Source organism: Parendozoicomonas sp. Alg238-R29 (genome assembly GCF_947331445.1).
GTDB lineage: Bacteria > Pseudomonadota > Gammaproteobacteria > Pseudomonadales > Endozoicomonadaceae > Sansalvadorimonas.
In genome coordinates this window covers 1-20434 of the sequence record NZ_CAMZOG010000022.1, presented here as the reverse complement: position 1 = coordinate 20434, position 20434 = coordinate 1, and the positions used below count along the sequence as shown (strand labels likewise).

Annotated in this window: 17 protein-coding genes; 5 read left to right on the top strand and 12 right to left on the bottom strand. The window is 48.1% G+C overall.

Annotated elements, in window-relative coordinates; genetic code table 11:
• Window positions 1-233 precede the first annotated feature (233 nt).
• From mazG to rlmD, 3 genes are all read right to left on the bottom strand, one after another.
• Window positions 234-1052, bottom strand: a complete 819-nt coding sequence (mazG, locus tag QMA35_RS07650) for a nucleoside triphosphate pyrophosphohydrolase (RefSeq protein ID WP_281646555.1) — start codon at window positions 1050-1052, stop codon at window positions 234-236.
• Between the two features lie 57 nt (window positions 1053-1109).
• Complete coding sequence (gene relA / locus QMA35_RS07645) at window positions 1110-3368, bottom strand: GTP diphosphokinase (protein ID WP_281646554.1); 2259 nt, start codon at window positions 3366-3368, stop codon at window positions 1110-1112.
• 75 nt (window positions 3369-3443) lie between these two features.
• The gene (gene rlmD / locus QMA35_RS07640; RefSeq protein ID WP_281646553.1) at window positions 3444-4811 is read right to left on the bottom strand and encodes a 23S rRNA (uracil(1939)-C(5))-methyltransferase RlmD; all 1368 of its coding nucleotides are present in this window, start codon (window positions 4809-4811) and stop codon (window positions 3444-3446) included.
• 232 nt (window positions 4812-5043) lie between these two features.
• On the opposite strand from rlmD, the gene QMA35_RS07635 reads away from it, so the two are divergent.
• Window positions 5044-5808, top strand: a complete 765-nt coding sequence (locus tag QMA35_RS07635; RefSeq protein WP_281646552.1) for a transporter substrate-binding domain-containing protein — start codon at window positions 5044-5046, stop codon at window positions 5806-5808.
• Window positions 5809-5849: 41 nt separating this feature from the next.
• Here QMA35_RS07635 and QMA35_RS07630 read toward each other — a convergent pair whose 3' ends face one another.
• Complete coding sequence (locus QMA35_RS07630) at window positions 5850-7433, bottom strand: alkaline phosphatase (protein ID WP_281646551.1); 1584 nt, start codon at window positions 7431-7433, stop codon at window positions 5850-5852.
• 284 nt (window positions 7434-7717) lie between these two features.
• Here QMA35_RS07630 and QMA35_RS07625 point away from each other — a divergent pair, with 284 nt between their 5' ends.
• Window positions 7718-8530 carry a transporter substrate-binding domain-containing protein gene (locus QMA35_RS07625; RefSeq protein WP_281646550.1) on the top strand — a complete coding sequence of 271 codons (813 nt, stop codon included), beginning with the start codon at window positions 7718-7720 and terminating at the stop codon, window positions 8528-8530.
• A gap of 49 nt (window positions 8531-8579) precedes the next feature.
• On the opposite strand, the gene cysM is transcribed toward QMA35_RS07625, so the two are convergent.
• The gene (cysM, locus tag QMA35_RS07620; protein WP_281646549.1) at window positions 8580-9503 is read right to left on the bottom strand and encodes a cysteine synthase CysM; all 924 of its coding nucleotides are present in this window, start codon (window positions 9501-9503) and stop codon (window positions 8580-8582) included.
• Window positions 9504-9632: 129 nt separating this feature from the next.
• On the opposite strand from cysM, the gene QMA35_RS07615 reads away from it, so the two are divergent.
• Window positions 9633-12380 (top strand): response regulator, encoded by a 2748-nt coding sequence (locus tag QMA35_RS07615; protein ID WP_281646548.1) that lies wholly within the window; start codon window positions 9633-9635, stop codon window positions 12378-12380.
• Between the two features lie 40 nt (window positions 12381-12420).
• On the opposite strand, the gene QMA35_RS07610 is transcribed toward QMA35_RS07615, so the two are convergent.
• The 4 genes from QMA35_RS07610 to dapA all read right to left on the bottom strand — a co-directional run bounded on the left by QMA35_RS07610 (window position 12421) and on the right by dapA (window position 17427).
• Entirely contained in the window at window positions 12421-13326 is a 906-nt protein-coding gene (locus tag QMA35_RS07610) for a tetratricopeptide repeat protein (protein WP_281646547.1), read from the bottom strand.
• A 762-nt stretch (window positions 13327-14088) separates the two neighbouring features.
• Window positions 14089-15192, bottom strand: coding sequence for a phosphoribosylaminoimidazolesuccinocarboxamide synthase (locus tag QMA35_RS07605; RefSeq protein WP_281646546.1), 1104 nt, complete (start codon window positions 15190-15192; stop codon window positions 14089-14091).
• Window positions 15193-15335: 143 nt separating this feature from the next.
• Window positions 15336-16484 (bottom strand): outer membrane protein assembly factor BamC, encoded by a 1149-nt coding sequence (bamC, locus tag QMA35_RS07600; protein WP_281646545.1) that lies wholly within the window; start codon window positions 16482-16484, stop codon window positions 15336-15338.
• 64 nt (window positions 16485-16548) lie between these two features.
• Entirely contained in the window at window positions 16549-17427 is an 879-nt protein-coding gene (gene dapA, locus QMA35_RS07595) for a 4-hydroxy-tetrahydrodipicolinate synthase (protein ID WP_281646544.1), read from the bottom strand.
• A 230-nt stretch (window positions 17428-17657) separates the two neighbouring features.
• On the opposite strand from dapA, the gene QMA35_RS07590 reads away from it, so the two are divergent.
• Window positions 17658-18626 (top strand): ribonuclease Z, encoded by a 969-nt coding sequence (locus tag QMA35_RS07590; protein ID WP_281646543.1) that lies wholly within the window; start codon window positions 17658-17660, stop codon window positions 18624-18626.
• Between the two features lie 52 nt (window positions 18627-18678).
• On the opposite strand, the gene QMA35_RS07585 is transcribed toward QMA35_RS07590, so the two are convergent.
• From QMA35_RS07585 to QMA35_RS07575, 3 genes are all read right to left on the bottom strand, one after another.
• Window positions 18679-19068 (bottom strand): hypothetical protein, encoded by a 390-nt coding sequence (locus tag QMA35_RS07585; RefSeq protein ID WP_281646542.1) that lies wholly within the window; start codon window positions 19066-19068, stop codon window positions 18679-18681.
• A gap of 82 nt (window positions 19069-19150) precedes the next feature.
• A complete protein-coding gene (locus QMA35_RS07580) occupies window positions 19151-19465 on the bottom strand; it encodes an alpha-ketoglutarate-dependent dioxygenase AlkB (RefSeq protein WP_281646541.1) in 315 nt (104 codons plus the stop codon).
• On the bottom strand, window positions 19435-19719 hold the full coding sequence (locus QMA35_RS07575; protein ID WP_281646540.1) for a hypothetical protein: 285 nt from the start codon (window positions 19717-19719) through the stop codon (window positions 19435-19437). The genes QMA35_RS07580 and QMA35_RS07575 overlap by 31 nt, the downstream gene beginning before the upstream one ends.
• Window positions 19720-20027: 308 nt before the next feature.
• Between QMA35_RS07575 and QMA35_RS07570 the strand changes: the two genes are divergently transcribed.
• A partial coding sequence (locus QMA35_RS07570) for a transposase (protein WP_281646539.1) occupies window positions 20028-20434 on the top strand: 407 nt, incomplete at its 3' end.

Here is a 20434-nt window from a genome sequence, read left to right as displayed (position 1 = left end):
TACCTGTGACATTTAGACTTATTAAGGTGTGTACAGCTCACTCAGATAAAGCACCAAAGTTCTATTGCGGGCTCCATACTGAACTAGGCACAAACAAAAACATTGTCTCAAGCCAAGAAATGCCTTGTTTTTGGAGAATTAAAAAGGGGCTTTACGTAAAAACTGCAAAAAGCAGACACACCACACATTAAAACTGCCATACGACACGCCATTAATACCGATAAAAATGGTAGTTAAAGGCTATTCTTCTTAGCCAAATCCCAAAACTGGTCCAATTGCTCCAGAGAACACTCCTCCATCTTCAAACCTAGGGCTTTTACCTGTTCTTCGATAAAAGCAAAGCGGGCTCGAAATTTTTGATTGCAGCCCCGCACTGACTGTTCCGCATCAACTTTGAGATGGCGGGCAAGATTGGTTGCAGCAAAAAGGAAATCTCCCACTTCAGAAGCGACTGCTTTTTGATCGCCCAGGTCAATAGCTTCTTCAATCTCAGCTATTTCCTCTTTTATCTTATCGAGAACCGGGCGAACATCTGGCCAGTCAAAATTGACTCTGGCCGCTTTATCCTGAAGCTTTTGGGCAATAACAAGTGCGGGAAGATTGATCGGAACACTGTCCAGTAATGACTTATCTTGACTCTCTGGCTTTTCACTGGATTTGATTTGTTGCCAGTTTTCTCGGACATCTTCCGAAGAAAGGTTACTGCTTTGCTGTGATTCCTCAAGCGAACCCTCGGGGAAAATATGCGGGTGACGTCGCACAAGCTTTTCAATCAACACCTGTACGACCCGGGAAAAATCAAAAGCCCTTTGCTCTTCAGCCATACGGGCGTGATAAACCACCTGAAACAGCAAATCGCCCAATTCTTCTTCCAAATGAACAAGGTCACCCCGCTCTATGGCATCAACAACTTCGTAAGCTTCCTCAAGAGTATAGGGAGCAATAGAGCGAAAGGTCTGCTCTTTATCCCAGGGGCAACCTGTTTTCGGATCACGCAGACGCGCCATAACCTGCAACAGGTCATCCAGTGTGTAGTCATCAGTGTTTTTCATCAGAAGATTGTAGCGATAGTCGCCGATTATGAATATAACCAGCGACTATCAAATCGATCAGGCAGGGGTTTTCAGGGATTTGTGATCCCGGTGAGCATCAAGAACATTGGGTAACTGGTTAATTTTAGCCAGCACCTTGCCAAGGGTTTCCAGACTGGAAATTTCTACCACAAACGACATTTTGGCCATATTATCCGCAGGATTGGTGTGGGTACTCATGTCTGTCACATTCACCCTCTCATTGGCAATCACGATAGTAATATCACGCAATAGCCCGGCGCGATCATAAGCATCAATAATAATCCGCACGGGATATGTTGATTCATGCTCTCGCCCCCAGCTCACTTCAATCACCCGATCAGGTTCCTGCTCCCGCAGCTGCAAAGCGTTGGTGCAGTCGGTTCTGTGAACTGACACGCCACGACCAATGGTGATGTAACCAATAATTGGATCACCGGGTACAGGCTGGCAGCACTTGGCCATCTGGGTCATCAAATTACCAACGCCTTCGACAACGACATCACTGTCGCTGTGAGAATGGGCTGTGGCCGGGCGTGGCTTAAAGGTAAAGGGTTCGGTCTCTTTTTCCGGCTCTACCAGTCGCTGGGCGGCATGTACAACCTGCAGGGTACGAAGATCACCGGCCCCCACTTTGGCAAACAACTCATCCTCGTCCTGAAGTTTGATGGAGTCAGCCAGCTTTTCGTAATCAACCCCAACAATACCCATCCGCTTCAACTCGGATTCCAGCATACCGCGACCGGCAGAAATATTGGAATCACGATCCTGACGGCGGAACCAACTGACAATTTTTGCCCGAGCACGGCTGGTACCAACATAACCGAGATTTGAGTTCAACCAGTCACGGCTGGGAACAGCATTGGACGCGGTAAGAATTTCAACCTGATCGCCAGTTTTCAACGTACTGTTCAGGGGAACAATTCGCCCGGCTACTTTGGCTCCACGACACTTATTGCCCACTTCGGTATGCACCCGGTAGGCAAAATCAACCGGAGTTGCACCAACGGGCAGGTCGACTACATGACCATCGCGGGTAAATACATAAACCCGATCCGGCTCGACATCCAGACGCCACTGATCCGCCAGGCCTTCCATGCCCTGACCAATCTCTTCCTGCCAGTCCAGAACCTGACGCAACCAGTTCAGTTTCTCTTCATAGCTGTCGCTCTCATTCTTGATATCTGTACCTTTGTATTTCCAGTGGGCACAAACCCCCAGTTCAGCTTCCTCATGCATGGCATGAGTACGAATCTGAACTTCAAGAGTTTTTCCTTCCGGGCCTACAACAGCAGTATGAAGAGACTGGTAACCGTTCTCTTTAGGTGTGGCGATATAATCATCAAACTCTTTGGGAATGTGGTTCCAGAGAGAATGCACAATACCCAAGGCGGCATAACACTCCTGTACCTGATCTACGTACACCCGCATAGCCCGAATATCGTACAGTTCACGGAATTCTACGCCCTTGCGCTTCATCTTCCGCCAGATACTGTAGATATGCTTTACCCGACCACTGACTTCTGCATGAATACCTTCCGCTGCCAGAGCATTACGGATACTGCCCATGGTGTCCTGAATATATTGCTCACGGTCAATACGCCGTTCATCCAGCAAACGGGCAATCTTTTTATAGTCCTGAGGCTTCAGGTAGCGGAACGCCAGATCTTCCAGTTCCCACTTGATGTAACCGATGCCTAACCTGTGAGCGAGAGGGGCATAAATCTCAAAAACTTCCCGACCAACCCGTTGGCGACGCTCCCGATCAGCATGTTTTACTGCTCGAATGGCACAGGTTCTTTCCGCCAACTTGATCAGGGCGACCCGCACATCATCGACAATGGAAACCAGCATTTTACGGACTTTTTCCAGCTGATCCTGCTGCTGACCAAGAACTTGCGTACGAGCAGGGTTCTGAATTGAGCTGATAACAGCCATACCCAGAACGCCTTTGATCAAATCTGAAACTTCACGTCCGAACCGCTTTTCTACCACATCAAGATTTAATCGATGCTCACGCACAGCACGGTAAAGCACAGCAGCAATCAAAGATGCCTGATCCAGTTTCAGCTCAGACAAAATATCGGCCATCTGCAGGCCGATAGCCAGCAGGCTCTGCTGCTGGGACCAGGCGCTGTTCTTGCCTGGTGCGGTGGCAGCGTTGCGAACCATTTCACAGGCATCGAGCACAGCCTGTTCATCCTTGAGAGTGACGAGTGTTTTCAGCTTCGCCAGCCAGGAATTCACATCAATTGCACCATCCGGGGTTACCGGGTGATCATCACGAACCTTAACCATAAGGATTCAACTTTAACCTCTGGTAAACAGCCATGCCCTATAAATGCCTCTCTGAAAACAAAACCACCGGGGCACTTATCTGATAAATAGACCCATACTTTCAACATGGGTTGTCTGGGGAAACATATCCATAACGCCAAAACGCTCCAGACGAAATCCCTGTTCTTTTAAATATCCCGCATCTCGCGCCAGCGTAGCCGGATTGCAGGAGACATAGAGAATCCTGCTCGGCAGACTGTCAGCCATCAACTGAAGAATTTCCAGCGCCCCCGTACGGGGCGGATCCAGCAACAGCGCACTGTATTTATTCTTCAGCCAGGCTCTCTGACCCGGTTCTGCCGCCAGATCAGCTCTGGCGAAACTTATATTATCAAGACTGTTGAGAAGGGCATTCTGTTCCCCTCTATCAATCAGCTCCTGAACGCCTTCCACCCCTACAACCGAACCACAGCGGCTAGCAAGAGGCAAAGTGAAATTACCCATACCACAAAACAGATCCAGCACCTGATCCTGAGAATCAAGGGCCAGCCACTCCAAAGCCTGAGTCACCATCTGACGATTGATGTGCGGATTGACCTGGGTGAAATCAACCGGCAGGTATTCCAGCGTTATATTTTGTTCCGGGAGCCTGTAGCGTAACCGATCGGAACCATCGGGTGCATGGATACAGATCAGTGACTCAGCTGATGCCTCTGGCTGAAAATACAGATGCACACTCTGTTCCTGGGCCAGTGCCATCCATCTTTCCCGATCTTCATCTGGCATAGGCGCTACGGTTCTGAGCAGCACACCATGACTATTATCCGCTGCAGCAAGCTCTATATGGGAAACAACCCGTTTGTTTTTATTCCGTTCAAGACGTGCCCTTAAAACGGGTAAAAGATTAGAAAGTTCCTTTACCAAAACGTCGCAACGTTCAATGGCAACAATATCTTTGCAGCCTGCCGCTCGAAAACCAAAGTGGAGCTTGCCATTCCACCAGCGCACCGCCAGTCGAGCACGTGTTCGATAACCCCAGGTCGGGCTTTCAAGAGGTTTCTCCAGAGTTACGGGTTCGCAGGAGGCAAAACGTTTCAACTGCCCGAGTGCAATGTCCTGCTTTATTTCCAACAATCGAGCACCGGAAATGTGCTGCTGATTGCAACCTCCACACTGGCTATACCATGGACAGGGAGGGGTCACCCGATCTGGCGAGGGAGAGATGACCCTGGCAATCACTCCCTCTGTCAGTTTCGTTGTCTGCCTGGTTATACGAACTGACACTTCATCACCAGGTACAGCCTGATCCACAAATAAAACCCGCCCCTTATCTCTGGCGACCCCACGCCCATCATGGGTCAGAGACTCAATAGTCACTTCCAACGGACCTGAGCTTCGACGAGCACTGCTGCGTGTTCGGCGGGAGGAGACGAAACGATTAGATGGGTTACGCTTGGTTTGCATGTAAATAAAGCAGACAGACAGAAAAGATCTGCATTGTATAGCCTTCTATCGCTGCTGTAATGAAAAAGGTGGCAATCCAAATCTTCAATAGTGACTATTATTCAACAGTTCTTTATCATTTTTGCCACTGACCTCACACTTTAATAAGGGTTAGGCTCCCTTTTACCCAGCACAACTGTATGATCCAGCCACAAATGGACTTAGTACAAAGAAATTACTGCGGAGTACTCGAATGTACTCACCTTTAACGGCTATTGCCTACAAACAGTTTTCGCCCCTTCTCCTGTTAACCAGTATGTTGGTATGGACAGCGGCAGCGCAAGCTCAGAAAAAACTGATCACACTTTGCACAGACTCCTCAGATTGGCCACCTTACACTATGTCAGAAGATGGCAAAGCCCAAGGTCTGTTCATCGATACTGTGACTCAGGCTGCCGATCTCTCTGGCTTTTCTTTACGAGTCATTCCTACGAGCTGGCCCCGTTGCCTCAGGCAAGTATTGCAAGGAAAGGTTGATGGCATTCTTCCAATAACTGTCACGGAAGAGAGACTAAAGCTTTTTCACTTTCCAGCGGATGCTAGTAAAACCGAAAGGTCGCCGAGCATGCTTGGCCGTGCCAGCTATATGTTGATAGCTTCATCGTCCATAGATGTGTCAACATTCTCCCTCACATCACCACCACAGCCAATTCGCATTCCCTATGCCTATTCATTTTCTAACGAGGTAGCGCAATACGACCTGAATATTGATACTGATTTCAAAAATGACAGGGTGGCGTTAATTGACTTGGTACGAACAGAGAAAGGGGCGGTTATTATTTCAAAGACCTCAGCGGAACACTATAGTCAGCAAGATTTTTTCAAAGGCAAGTACATCGTCTACCCGGAAGTGCTTTATCAACAACAGTATTATCTGGCCTTTTCACGCAACAGCAAGATGACCGATTCAGAAAAGAATCGATTCTGGCAAGCTTTAGCTAAAGTAGCCGCCGAATAAAAAGCCTCATCACTGATGAGGCTTTCCGTTACCAGAACGACTTACAGGGCGTTCTTCAACTTCTGACCAATATCGGTGTGATGATTCATACCATCGAAGGCTTCAATGACATCTTTTGGACCGTAACTCATCACAGCAACCGGTGTGCTTGTGTGAGTTCCTGTACCCCAAACAACATTCTGCTGCTCTGCCAGCTCACGAGCCAGCAGGTTCAGGTGAATATCATCTCCATACACAAAGAAAGCACGGAAATCAGATACTTTAGGCAAAGTCTTGCTAGCCAGATATTTGTGACCCTCCGTCATGTAAGGATTTGGACCACGCAGAAGGATGCGCTCAGCCTGCTTTTCGGTAATGGAGAAAGATCCGGTCTCGGCAACAACCTGAGAGAACGCAGCAGGAGTCTGCTGATCTTTTGGCAGCTTACGGAATTTACCCATAATGCCGTAGAAACTCTCGGTCTGCTTGTACATGTTGTCCAGAATGCCTGGCGCGCCGAAGTTAAAGTTGGGTTGGTAGTCACGCTTGGCAAAACCTTCACCTGGCAGTTTCTGAGCCTTGGGCAGGTTAGCCGCAGAGTAACTGAAACCAAAAGAACCGGTTTCATGGTCAGCGGTAACGACAACCAGAGTATCATCACGGTTGCTGGCCCATTCATATACAGCGTTAACAGCCTCATCAAACTTCAGCAGCTCATGGAGCATAGTTGCCGCATCATTACTGTGTGCTGCCCAATCAATCTGACCGCCCTCAACCATCAGGAAGAAACCGTCCTTATCTTCAGACAAAATATCTAAAGCTTTCACGGTCATTTCTTTCAGGGTTGGCTGAGTACGATCCTTGCTGTCCTTGGTTTTGGTGTAAGCAATACCGTCCATCATGCCAGAATAAGCAAACAGTCCAAGAACCTTATCATCGTCGGCTTTGGCCAGCTGGTCACGATCAAAGGTCAGAGTGTAACCAGCTTTCTGAGCATCCAGAAGCAAGTTTTTCTCATCCTTACGCTTGGATTTGATCTTGACACTGCCACCAGTCAGATCAACCACTTGCTTATAAGTGTCACCCTTCTCGTTAACGGATTTAGGAATCCAATAACGAATACCACCAGATAGCATCACATCTACGCCAGTTGCCAGCATATCCTCAGCAATCTGGTTTTCCATCGAGCGGTGTGGCTGGTGAGCAGCGAAAGAAGCTGGTGTTGCATGAGTCAAACGAGTATCAGAAACCAGGCCGGTCGCCTTACCCATTTTCTTAGCTTTTTCCAGGATGGTTTCTGCTGGATTTCCGCTCTGATCCAAACCAATAGCTTCAGATGGAGAAGGCTTTCCGGTAGCCAGCTGACTCGCGGAACTGGCAGAATCAACCACCACAGAACCGTCAGGGTAGGTCATGGATAAGCCCATCGTGCCGGCATTAACCAGCCGGGTCATAGCCGTTTCACCACCCTTATAGATTGAGCTTGGTGCCAAGCGGGCATAACTCTCCAGCATGCTCAGCTGCTGCGGCCCCATACCATCGCCAATCATTAGAATAACATTCTTTGCTTTACCGGCCTCTGCAAACGCACCAGTGGAAGCTGCCATTGCCAAAGCAACAGCACAAAGATTTTTTTTGAACCCCATTTTGTTCTTTCTCGTAGAGGTAATGATTATTAGTGATGCCGTTAATCTCCGGAAATTCTTTGACCGTTTATCTAACGACAAGTGACAGATAATAGAGTTTTCTGAGAAGATTCCCACCACAAATATCAATAGATTAGGGGTTATTCACAAATCGCCATGTATGCCGACAAGGCAGGGGATGTCGGATCCAATGTGAAGCAAAACCCTTCAACAATCTCAACAAAAATACACCTGATTGATTTCAGGGTTATGACCTTTATAAAAACAAGCCAATGGAGTTCAGGATGTTTTGGCGCAGTCACAGTATTGCAATAGCAACAGCTGTTTTTTCACTTATCAGCATTCAGTCACAGGCAGCTACCCCCAGAGAAACTATCCAGTTATGCAGCGATAACTCTTACTGGTTTCCTTTCACTCTGATGAAAGATTATCGAGCCGAAGGTGTTTTTATCGACATGATCAAGGAAGTGGGCGAACGTACGGGGAAACGTATAGTTGTTCGTCCAACCAGCTGGTCCCGCTGCCTGCGCCTGGCCAAACAGGGAAAGATCGACGGCATACTCGGAGCCTCGTACAAGGATGAACGGAATGAATGGATGGAGTATCCAGCAGATGCTGAAAAAGGGAAGTCTGAAGAACACAGTATGAGCCTGGTTGATTATGTTATTGCCACCCCCACCAAAAGCTCTTATGTGTATGATGGAAAACCGGCCTCTCTCCCAGGCCCGGTAAGGGTACCCCGCTCTTATTCCATTGCAGACGATTTGAAAAAACAAAGTGCTCCGGTAAAAAACCGCTTCTCGACAGACCGAAGCGCGCTGGTTGACCTGGTAAGAATGGAAACCGGCTCTGCAGCCCTCATGGGTAATATTGCAGAACAGTTTCAAAATAATAGATTTTTTAAAGGCAAATACACGATTCAGAAGGTCAAACTGAAATCAAAAAATTATTACCTGACCTTTTCCAGAAAAAGTGAGCTCCCGGAAGAAACCCGCATAATGCTTTGGGATGCCTTGCGCAGTGTACGTGAAGATGAAGACCTGATGAGTGTGTTCTATAGCAAATATCTTGATGAAGCAGAAGAAAATGCCAGCTAATTAAACCAACCCGTGAGACCGCCGGGTGTTCACCCGGCGTTGTTTTTACTCAATTAAACACCCCGGTGGAGAGATAGCGATCTCCCCGATCGCATACAATAGCTACGATCGTCGCATTCTTTACAACCTTATCAATAGCAAGAGCGGCTGAAACGGAACCTCCTGACGACACACCACAGAAAATACCTTCCTGTTTAGCCAACGCGCGCATGGTCTGCTCAGCAGCCTGCTGTTCAACATCAATAATCCGATCTACTTTCGATGCGTCAAAGATGGCGGGCAGGTATTCTTCCGGCCAACGCCGTATACCCGGAATGCTGGCTCCATCCGCTGGCTGCAAACCGATAATTTCGACATCAGGGTTCTTCTGTTTTAGAAATGAAGACGTTCCCATAATCGTGCCTGTCGTACCCATTGAGCTAATGAAGTGTGTTACCTGACCTTGAGTCTGCTCCCAAACTTCAGGCCCCGTTCCCTGCGTGTGGGCAAGAGGATTATGCTGGTTACCAAATTGATCCAGCACCACACCTTCACCTCTTTGTTCCATTGCCAAAGCAAGATCCCGGGCTCCTTCCATACCTTCATCTTTAGAGACCAGAATCAGCTCAGCGCCGTAGGCGCTCATGGCCGCCTTACGTTCCTCGCTCATATTATCAGGCATAATTAATTTGATGGGGTAACCGCGAATCGCAGCGACCATCGCCAAAGCAATACCAGTATTACCACTGGTCGCTTCAACCAACGTGTCCCCAGGGTGAATGCGCCCAAGATGTTCCGCCTCCCTGATCATGGAAAGCGCCGGACGGTCTTTCACGGAACCTGCGGGGTTTTGCCCCTCCAGCTTCAGCAGTACCACATTATTTCTATCGGTGGTTGCCAGTCTCTGCAGACGAACAAGGGGAGTATGGCCAACCAGCGATTCAACCGTCGGGTAAGAAAGCGAACCGCGATCATTTTTTTGTTTTGGAATCATTCCAGTATCTTTTTACTGTTATGTCTTTGTTGAAGACATAGTAACGGTCTTGGGCTAAAGACTTGTATACTGCTTTTTCATATAAATAGAAAAATAACGAATAACAATACCAGATTCTGGAACCAAGCCATGACCCATATGTACAGGGGGTTAAAACACCATATTCTGAAAGCCGGGCTTATTCCGGTTCTAACCCTGTCCCTCACCTTAAGCGTTTTATCCACAGTACTGGCTCTGTACCAGACCAACTTCATCTTTAAAGAACAGGTACGGACGTCAGCCAGCCAGATTGCACTTCTGGCGACAACAGCCGTTGAACTGGATGATCTGCAAACCATACAAAAGGTTGCCAGAGCCTCCCTGCAGCAAAGTGGTTTGCGGGGTGTGCGCGTCAGCAACAACACCGGTGTCGTGCTTTACCAGGCTGGCCCGCCATTCCTTGTGCAAGACTGGCCACATTCCCCTGCCCTCCGAGCTCCTTATTTAGAAAAAGATAACGCTATTTTGATTACCAGCCGGATGATCCCCCCCGAAAAGGATCACGGACTCTGGCTTGAGTTGGAATACAACACTTCTGCCACTCTGCTAAATAAGTATCAGTGGATTCTTTTAGGCTCTCTCATCTGCACCCTTTGCATGCTTCTGGCTACGGTTTTCAATCTTCGGCTTGGCAACAGCATTGCAGTGCCACTTGAACACATAACCACAGCGATTTCGCAGATCCGTTTTGCTGATCTATCCGCCCGCATTCCATCCGGGCACCCGGCCAGTTTAGATGTACTGGTCAGGCATATTAATTCCCTGCTGGCAAAAATGCAGGCCAGTTACCGGGAAATGAAAGATGAAGTAGATATCGTAGCTGATGAGCTTCAGAAAAATATGGAAACACTGGAACTGAATAATGCCGAGCTGGATCTATCCCGAAAGCTAGCCATTCAGGCCAATGAAGCCAAATCCGTTTTCCTGGCCAATATGAGCCATGAAATGCGCACACCACTCAACAGTATTTCTGGTTACGCGGAACTTCTAAAACGTTCTCACCTTGAAGATTCCCAGAAAGAGCATCTTCGCACCCTCACGACTGCTGCTGATTCCCTGCTAGCGATTATTGATGACATTCTGGACTTTGCCAAACTGGAAGCTGGTAAACTTGTGCTGAAAAATGCGCCCCTCAACCTTCGTACAGTAGTGGATGAAGTGTTGGCCATGAGCAGCCCAAGCGCGCAGAAAAAGGGTCTGGAACTGGCCGCACTTATGCGCCCGGACCTACCTGTTCAGTTAACAGGCGACGCAAACCGTTTAAAACAGATTTTAAGCAACCTCGTCAGTAACGCCATCAAGTTCACCAACTCTGGCTCTGTTGCTATCCAGGTAACCTGTGACAAACTCTCGAAAAGCCATGCATCACTCCGCATCAGCGTGGAAGACTCCGGCATAGGTATCCGTCAGGAAGACGCCCGAAAACTGTTTAAAGCTTTCTCTCAGGTCAATTCGACCCGCAATCGCAACAATCATGGTACCGGACTGGGTCTGGTTATCTGCAAAAGCCTGATAGAACAGATGCAGGGCACGATTGACTTTGATAGTCAGCCCGGGCGTGGAACCCGGTTCTGGTTTACTTTACGTTTACCTATTAATCATCGGGCAGAAACACCAGCCCCAGAAGCTCGCGGGCAGGCTGCTCTTATAGAATCCCGCCCTCAATCACAAAAGGGTATCAGCCAGCTTCTGCAGAGCGAGGGCTTCAGTGCACAAGCCATAGATCACCCATCGAAGATAAACACCATAGAGGGTAGCCAACCCAGCTTGATGGTTCTGGGATATCAGCCCAATACCATGCCTCCGTTAACAGATTATTTACGTGATATCCCGGAGGGCTGCAAAACGTTGATTCTTACAGATGCCGACTATCTGGAAACCCTTTCGAGTCAGGTTAATAGTCATAATGTTATGCTTCTATCTCGTCCCCTGTCTCAACTGCGCCTGCGTGAATCACTATCCAAACTATTCCCCGAAAAGAGCGAGTTTCAACACCCCCTTCCGCTTGGGGATAAAGTCATTCAGTCTTTGAGAAAGCTACGCATTCTGGCTGTCGATGATAATGAGCCCAATCTCATACTTCTTGATACAATTTTATCCGATGCAGGTATAACCACCGACACTGCCACATCCGGTCAGGAGGCTCTGAACCTTATTGCCAAACACAGCTACGATATGGTGTTTATGGATATTCAGATGCCAGGAATGGATGGCCTTGAGGCAACTCGTCAACTGAGACAAAACGAAAAGCAAGGTGAACACCTTCCGGTTATCGCTCTGACTGCCCACGCTCTTGCAGAGGAGCAGAAAGAGTTAATGAAAGCGGGTATGAACGATTACCTGACCAAGCCTGTCAGCGAACAGCAACTACTCCATATCATCTCCGACTGGGCAGATAAGCCACGGAATTCAGAGCCTGTTCAGCAAAGATTCCAGAACAGTCATGAAACCTTGCTGAAAAGTGACAGTCAGGCACCGGTTAACCGGAATGAAGGCATCAAACTGGCTGGTGGTCGTGAAGATCTTGCTGACGAACTTCTGGGAATGTTACTGGGAACTCTGGAGGCGACCCGTGAAGATCTGGTGAATTATCACCACCTGAACAATACCAGCACTTTACTGGCTGAAGTACATAAACTTCATGGAGCTGCGCGCTACTGTGGAACACCGCCACTACGAACTGCTTGCCACGAACTGGAAAACCGGATCAAGCAAGCAAGCTCAGAATCAAATCAGGCTGTGGATATCGATGAACTGTTTGACACCCTTCTGGAAGAAATAGACAGGCTACTCATCTGGCGGGAACGCTTCGCCCCAGAAGAAATCGCTTCAGCTTAGCAAGCCATGCCCCCCTGGAACGAAAAAATACGACAGAGTATCAGTGCATCAAACTGAACAGACGGTTGCGGTAGCGACGGACAACAGGATCTGTCGCCCCTTTTTGTTCAAACATTTTCAACATCAGCAAACGAGCACCATCTTCACGAAAGCCGCGATCTTTGCGCACAATCAGCAACAGATTCTCATAGGCTGCCTCATCCTCATCAGCAAGAACCTGATGCACAGCCAGCTGATAACGAGCTTCCAGGTCAGTGTCGTCTGATGCCAGCTTCTCTTCAACAACCAGACGAGCATCAATCCCCTGGGCCATATCCAGAAAGGCCAACTTTGCTTTTGGCTGTTCTGCTCCAGGAGCATCATCGGGCAGAGCATTAATTACTTGACGCGCGTCGTCGATACGCCCCAACTGCAACAACAGCTTTGCCTGTAAAACCTGCAGTGCAGCGTTACCCGGTTCCTGAGTAAGAATCTGCTGCAGCAGTGCTAAAGCCTGCTCTGGCTGCCCAGCCTCAATCAACTGATCGATCTGTTGCTGAACACGATCAGCAGGGCTCATTGTCAGTTCGTCCAGCAAGTCACGCAGATCACTTTCCTTTTGCAACCCGGTTAAAATTTTAACTGGCTGGCCCTGATGAATCAGAACAAGAGTAGGAATACTTCTTACTTGCAACTGCGCCATCAATTGCTGTGCAAGCTGTTGTGTTCTGGGGTCAGCATCTTCCGCATTCAGTTTTGCCAGACGGAACTTGCCTTGATAAGCCTCTACAAGTTTCATCAGGATTGGTAACTGAACCTTACATGGCTCGCACCATTCGGCCCAAATATCCAGTAACACAGGAATCTGCTGGGATGCTTCCAGCACTTCAGACTGAAGATTATCAGCGGTTACCTCAACAACTGGCGCCAGCGGTTGTCCATGGTCGTATACAGGCTGATCATTCATGGAGTTATTATCTCTTTTGACGTTTCATCAATGCACGAATTAATGCACGAATTAATGCACGAAATTGTACTGAAAAAGACTTGACAAAGGCAGTTACCCAAAACAAAAAACATGAATTGTTCATCACTACCTGTTATCCACCATATCTGTGGATAAGTCTGTGGAATTCTATTACTCACCCTGCGTGACCCCTTGCAACGCCTTGGTTCGCAGCAAATTGTACGTTTTTTGTACAGGTATAAAATATCTTTAAAATCAACAAGTTACGACAACTACAAGAATTTCAAAAGTTTCTGCCAAGACCTATTGACATGAGACTATTTAACCTTCGGGTTTGTGCATAAAAACAATAGCGATGCGTAGTGACACCCAACAACACCGTAGAAATGGCGACTTTCAGGCCAATAAAGCAACGTCCTTGTCGCTTACTTTACCCTGCGTATGTCAATTCGATAAGTGAATAACTTTTGGCTATACAAAAGGCGAACTATAAAAAAGGCACAACTGATGCACCTCCACAAAAAAACCTTCATTCAAAAGGCTAACCAGAGTGTGTTTGCAATTAAACATCGGGCTCAGCATTCCCAAAAATTTACAGGGTAAGACGTAGCCATAGAAACTTTTGGGAATACCCTTCGGGTGACTCTGAATGCCATCATTTGTGGCGTCAGGCTTGCTCAATGTAGAATACGATTTTCACAAGCCTTTCTAACGCTTGGCGGCTTCAGCGCCACTGAGTTGTATGTTTAATTGAGAACGCCCCTAATCTATCAAACCGTACTCATTACGAAGTATAGAAATAATGTCAGCCTTAGGAGTATCTGAAAGCACCAGCTTTTCGCCGGTTATTTTTTCAGCAAGTTCTACATAGGTTCGGGACACTTCCCTAAGCACGCTTTCTGGTAGTGCGTTGTCTTTCGCTAAAGCCTCACGCTCATCCATACGGTCTTTATTGAGCAAAATATCTGGATCAGGGAAGTGACCAAGAAGGAGCTGGCGGAAACTCTCCTTGGAGTTTTCCACAACCTTACCACGCCGCAGTGAAGACTCATCCCAGATGCGGGAAGAATCAGGCGTACCCACTTCGTCCATGTAAATCAGCTTTTCACGACCATCAGCATCAGTCACGTAGCCAAACTCAAACTTGGTATCCACAAACACCTGACCCAGCTCTGCCAGCGCGCTACTGATAACATCAAAACCTTCTTTTAGAAGCTTTTCATAAAGACCAATATCTTCGGTGCAAGAAAACTGGAAAGCGCTGTAGTTTTCTTCAATGTTCTTGCGGGTGATATTAACATCATCCACAGCTGGCACACCGGGCACTCCCTGAATAACACCTTTGGTAGAAGGCGTAATCAACAGTTCTGTTAGCTTCTGATTCTTCTCAAGATTGTCGGGAAGTTCAATCCCACAGAATGTGCGCTCACCTTTCTCATAAGAGCGCCACATAGAACCAGTGATATATTGACGACAAATCGCTTCTATCATGACCGGGCGGGCCTTCTGGACAATCCATACCAGCGGATGGGGAATATCCAGTATGTGACTGTCAGCCAACCCCTGATCACGGAACAACTTAAACCAATGATTGGAGATAGCATTGAGGGCTGCACCTTTCCCCGGCACGCCATTCATTCCACCTTCGCCGCGCCATATACAGTCAAAAGCCGAAATGCGGTCACTGATCACCATAATCGCCAGATGGGCATCTTCGGCAACATCGTAGTTCTTCTCTCTGATTAAACGACGACTATCTGATTCAGTGAGCCAGTAAACTGAGCGTACCTTACCACTGTGCACCGGACTATCTGTACGAATCGGCAGATCGTTATTTACTGCCAGAACTTTATCTGCAAGAGACATACGCGAACGACCCCTGAAATGGCCTATGAAGGCTACTGCATATTGTTTCATATTTTTATTTGCACCCTGGGTGATGAGTACAAACATCCTGCCTAAAAAAAGAAACCAGGCTAACAGGCCTGGTTTCTTGTCTTGCACTGGAGTTACCCGAGATTCTCTCTCAAGCGCTCCAGGAACTTCTCACTCAGCTCTTCCGGAGGCAGAACATCAAGGCTCTTCTCAAGAGTTACGTGAGTGGCATTACCCACACTTTGTACACGAATACGGTATTCATCCTGCCCAGGCACATCCGATTTTTCTTTCTCATCGCCTGAACCACCAAACATACCGCCGAACCAACCACTGTCTTCTTCTGTTTCAGCGCTGCCATCAACCTTACCACCAGGCAAGTCGATGAAAATCAGTCCAGCACTTCGGTTTTTATCCAGTACTTTGATGCCAGCACTCTTCAGGGCAACCTCTACACCTTGCCAGCTGCGGGCAAAGCCCTGATCAATCTTCAGAACCGGATTACCATTACCATCCCGCACCAGGCTGGTCTGATCACCAATATCCAGATCCTTGGCCAGCAGAGACACACTCTGCTCATCGCGATTCTGAACCAGGAAGACCAGCATCTCGTTAAGCATGCCGTTTTCCAGGCTGTCACTCGCTTCAGTATTGCTACTCCAGTTTACAGGAGTAAAAAGATCAGAACCTGTCAGCCTGCGCGCATGTTGCAGTTTGATTTCACTGGTGCCAGCACGAACACCCTGACGCACCTGTACCAGAAACTTTTCCTGATTGTCCTGAGAGTTATCGAGATCAATAACCCGGCCAACCATCCGCTTCATTAATCCAGGATTGGAGGTACCACTGATTTGTACCCAGTCGGTTTCCATAACGCCCCGGCGGGGATCCTGATCAGCCAGTAAAATATCATTGGCTTCCCAGAACCGGATCAATTGGGTCCACACTTCATCAGGTGCACGATCAGCGAAAAGCTGACGACCATTCTGACCCATGCTGATCTGGTAGGCATCACCATCATCCCGAACAACCCGGCGATCTGCACGAGGAACAACATCTCCCTCATCAGGTACGGCCTTGTTGGAGATATCAGGGATCACCATATATTCAACTGGAGGAATGGCGTCCAAAGAGGAAGGCACTACCAGCGCTGGCGCGATTTTTTCCTGAACATAATCGCCCCCCTTGTCACGGATGTAGCCATCTTTACCAAAGAAACTACTACAGCCGCCAAGCACCAGTGTGGCACAGGCTAGTGTCGTAAGCTTATGTGTGTGCTTCATGCACTCTCCTTTAGCAGCGCAATTCCCCGGAATTACGCCCCTTATCTATGATCCCCAACGGTGGTCAGCTGATGATCCCGCAGGAAGATAACGCCCCCTTAACATCTTCATGATATGAAGACGCCAGAGGCGTTAACGGTAACCGGATACCACAATCAATCAAACCCATTTCCTGAAGTGCGTATTTCACAGGAATCGGGTTCGATTCAACAAACAGTTTTTGATGCAACGGCATCAGTTTCTGATTCAAAGCTCGGGCTTCTTCAGCTTTACCTTCTTGAGCCAATGCGCAGAGCTCGTGCATTTCGGCAGGTGCTACATTGGCGGTTACTGAAATATCGCCTTTACCACCCAGCAAAATCAACTCTGCTGCTGTAGCATCATCACCAGAAAGAACATTGATACGATCAGCACAAAGATCAATGAGTTCCTTACCTCGTGCCAGATCACCTGTAGCATCTTTAATGGCAATAATATTTTCGTAACCAGCCAGTCGATTGACTGTTTCGTTGAGCATATCAACAGATGTACGACCGGGCACATTATAGAGAATCTGTGGAACCGCCACAGCTTCGGCAATAGTCGCGAAATGACGATACAAGCCTTCCTGGGTTGGCTTGTTGTAATAAGGCGTTACCAGCAGACAGGCGTCCGCGCCAATAGCCTTGGCTTCAGCGGTGAGATGAACAGCCTCCTGGGTAGCATTACCACCACTGCCGGCAATTACCGGAACCCGGCCATCCACCTGCTCAACCACCCGTTTAAGAATCTGGCAGTGCTCTTCTACGGTTACAGTTGCAGACTCACCGGTTGTCCCTACGGCCACAATACCATCGGTTCCCTTTTCAATATGGAACTCAACAAGATTGTGTAAACGCTGCCAATCCAGCTCACCGTTGGGCAGCATCGGGGTCACAAGAGCCACTAAACTGCCAGATATCATTTGTTCACTCCGAATCCGTTTTTTTGATAATACGAGTTTGATATATGCCGGATTTCTTGCACATATATCGAAACCAGAAATGTTACCGTTTAGAACACCGCTTAACAATCTATTGATAAGGCGTGTTGACAAATAATCATAGCTTCCAGATTCCAGCTTGTTGTATTGAACCGCCGCGCCAGAAAAGAGATCATAACTGCAGTATGTAATAAACCAGCCGGACATCCTCTATGCGTCTGACTTTTCTCGGTACGGCCGCCGGCCTTCCTTCGAGAGACAGAAATGTAACAGCCCTGATTCTTGCCAAAGACGACAGCAAGGAGTGGTGCCTGATTGATTGTGGAGAAGGCACGCAACATCGCCTGCTTGGCAGTCGCTATACCTTGAAACGTCTTCAAGCTATTTTTATCACCCATGTTCATGGCGACCATATGTTTGGCCTGCCCGGGCTGATTACCAGTGCCAGTATGCAGGGGCGAACAGAGCCACTGGTGATTTGCGCGCCAGATGGTGTTGAAAGCTTTGTTCGCCACTCTCTGGCCTGCGCAGCCGTTTCACAGCTGCCTTTTGAACTGATTTTCAAAGCTTCAGATAAAGATGGTTTCGAATACTCCACCAGCGATTACAAAGTCACCTCCCATCCTCTGTCCCATCGGGTACCTTGTTTTGCTTATGGTTTTGATGAACAACCAGACATTGACCACCTGTGTCCGGAAAAACTGGCTCAGTTAGGCATTCCCCGCGGCCCACTCTGGGGGCTTTTGCAACAGGGGAAGCCAGTGACACTTCCCGATGGTCGAATTGTTGATTCAAGTATGGTGCGGGAACCTTCTCCTAAAGGTCGTTTTGCTGTCATTGGTGGCGACAATGATCAGCCGGAGATTCTCCACGATGTACTGACTAAAGCGGATATTCTGGTGCATGAGGCAACCTTCTCAACATCCGTTCGTGAAAAAGTAGGTGGGCAGTGGATGCACAGCACACCGGCTCAGGTGGGGACTGCTGCCGAAAAAGCTGGAGTCAAACACGTGATCCTGACCCACTTCAGTAATCGCTACCAGAAGCGTCCACGCCCCGGGCAGTTCGGAGTGGAAGAGTTACGGGAAGAAGCGAAAGCGGTTTATTCCGGTACCGTAACCCTGGCGTCAGATCATGGTTGCTGGGAGATGGATCGGGACAGGCATCTGAAAGAAGTTTAAATTCGATCTATGGGAGCCTGTTGAGACAACAGGCTCCAACACCATCTACATTTTAAAAGCTCTCAACAATCTCACCATCACCACCCAGTGTTTCCGGGTCTGCCAGCAACAACGGTTGGTTAGAAAGATCAAAACACATCAACTCGGTATCAATCGTAAACCAGTTCTCCAGCAGCTCAGCACTTAACTCTGGCCACAGACTGTTATCCACACACCAGGCCATTAGTTCATTAGTCAGAATATCCTGAGCATTTTCAACGACAGCGTCCATAAAGTCTTGCTCAGACTCAACCTCTGGTACCAGGTACACCGTGCCAGTCTGCTCCAGCTGAGCTTTTAATGCAGCCAGTTCATCAGCATCATCGGGGGCAACACTGGCGCACCACTCCAAAAATGCTGGTTTGGCACGCAGGCGCAGGGCTGACCGGTTAAGCATCTTCATAGGCATTCTCTCTAAATGCTGAGAAACAGTTTGTTCGCAATAATAGAAGCTCTCTCCACTGAAGCCTATAGGTTACTGCCTGTTATGAATGGACAACTTTTCGAAAAGTCAGATTAATACGTGGTTCAACAGCTTTTGCAGTTTTGGTTAACGTGTGCTGCCAGAATTCCTGAACACCGGCTCCCATAATCAACAGTGAGCCATGGGGAAGATCTATAGAATAGGTCTGTTGTTTATTTTTGTTATTTCTCAGGCGGAAGCGACGAACGGCACCAAGACTTACCGATGCAATAACAGGCTGTTCACCCAGCTCTGATTCATTATCAGCATGCCAACCATTACTGTCTCTGCCACCTCTGTATTGATTCACCAGCACAGAGTTAAAGTCATAACCCATCCCCCGCAACCGCTCCTGAATATCTTTAAGAGCCGGATGCCACTGTAGGAATAACCAGTACCAGAATCTCCATACCAGCACTGCAGGCGCGGCAGTTTATGAACCTTGCCATAAAGCAGAATAGAATCCTGGCGCCAGGGCACCTCTTCCAGAAGCTGTTGATAGAAATGGTCAGCTTCTGGGAGAGACAGCCATTCAGGCCAGTAACACAACTGGCCTTCTGGAAGATCAATAATATCCGGTAACTGTTGCATTACACGTTTCGGCCAGTTCCCGCCTCCTCGGCTTGAGCCGTCATCCCGGCAGTTGTCAGCTCATTTCACTCATCAAGATCCTCATCATCTGCCTCAAGAACTACAGAATACTCATGCTCTTGGCCTCTATCTTTCCGGGAAATAACATAGCCATAAGCCGGGAAATAACATAGCCGTAAGCCGGGAGATAACATAGTCGTAAGCACTGCTGGCCGGTAAAAAAATCAAGACAGGCATAAAGCTGCATACAATGTATGACCCGAAGGCAGATACGCCTACTTTTTTCGAACTGACCACCGCCAAGAGAAATGACTGAAAAGCAGGCTCAGAACCTTCCCATCATAGCCGGTGTCATCTATGTTTTTGACCGAGCTTACGACGACTACAGCTGGTATCACGAAATGACCTGTCAGGGTAGGCAGTTTGTGGGCAGGATGAAAACCTCAGCCGTCTACGAAGTCGTTGAATGCCGTGAAACGATAGACGACTCTATCCTGGAAGACCAAATCATCAAACTCTCTTCTAACAAAGGTAGAAAGGACTGTCCAACTGATCTCAGGCGGGTCAAGATTTGCCGGGAAGAAGACGGCAAATTACTGGTTTTTATCAGTAACACCCTGAAGAGAAGTGCTGCAGAGATTGCCGCCTTGTATAAATCCCGCTGGCAGATCGAATTGTTCTTCAAGTGGATCAAGCAGAATCTGAAGGTCAAGCG

Excerpts from the sequence above, each read along its gene's own strand:
- QMA35_RS07585 (WP_281646542.1), bottom strand. The coding sequence starts at position 19,068 with ATGAAGATGCTTAACCGGTCAGCCCTGCGCCTGCGTGCCAAACCAGCA.
- mazG (WP_281646555.1), bottom strand. The coding sequence starts at position 1,052 with ATGAAAAACACTGATGACTACACACTGGATGACCTGTTGCAGGTTATG.
- bamC (WP_281646545.1), bottom strand. The coding sequence starts at position 16,484 with ATGAAGCACACACATAAGCTTACGACACTAGCCTGTGCCACACTGGTG.
- QMA35_RS07590 (WP_281646543.1), top strand. The coding sequence starts at position 17,658 with ATGCGTCTGACTTTTCTCGGTACGGCCGCCGGCCTTCCTTCGAGAGAC.
- relA (WP_281646554.1), bottom strand. The coding sequence starts at position 3,368 with ATGGTTAAGGTTCGTGATGATCACCCGGTAACCCCGGATGGTGCAATT.
- dapA (WP_281646544.1), bottom strand. The coding sequence starts at position 17,427 with ATGATATCTGGCAGTTTAGTGGCTCTTGTGACCCCGATGCTGCCCAAC.
- QMA35_RS07635 (WP_281646552.1), top strand. The coding sequence starts at position 5,044 with ATGTACTCACCTTTAACGGCTATTGCCTACAAACAGTTTTCGCCCCTT.
- QMA35_RS07630 (WP_281646551.1), bottom strand. The coding sequence starts at position 7,433 with ATGGGGTTCAAAAAAAATCTTTGTGCTGTTGCTTTGGCAATGGCAGCT.
- QMA35_RS07610 (WP_281646547.1), bottom strand. The coding sequence starts at position 13,326 with ATGAATGATCAGCCTGTATACGACCATGGACAACCGCTGGCGCCAGTT.
- QMA35_RS07615 (WP_281646548.1), top strand. The coding sequence starts at position 9,633 with ATGACCCATATGTACAGGGGGTTAAAACACCATATTCTGAAAGCCGGG.
- rlmD (WP_281646553.1), bottom strand. The coding sequence starts at position 4,811 with ATGCAAACCAAGCGTAACCCATCTAATCGTTTCGTCTCCTCCCGCCGA.
- QMA35_RS07580 (WP_281646541.1), bottom strand. The coding sequence starts at position 19,465 with ATGGGTTATGACTTTAACTCTGTGCTGGTGAATCAATACAGAGGTGGC.
- cysM (WP_281646549.1), bottom strand. The coding sequence starts at position 9,503 with ATGATTCCAAAACAAAAAAATGATCGCGGTTCGCTTTCTTACCCGACG.
- QMA35_RS07605 (WP_281646546.1), bottom strand. The coding sequence starts at position 15,192 with ATGTCTCTTGCAGATAAAGTTCTGGCAGTAAATAACGATCTGCCGATT.
- QMA35_RS07625 (WP_281646550.1), top strand. The coding sequence starts at position 7,718 with ATGTTTTGGCGCAGTCACAGTATTGCAATAGCAACAGCTGTTTTTTCA.
- QMA35_RS07575 (WP_281646540.1), bottom strand. The coding sequence starts at position 19,719 with ATGCAACAGTTACCGGATATTATTGATCTTCCAGAAGGCCAGTTGTGT.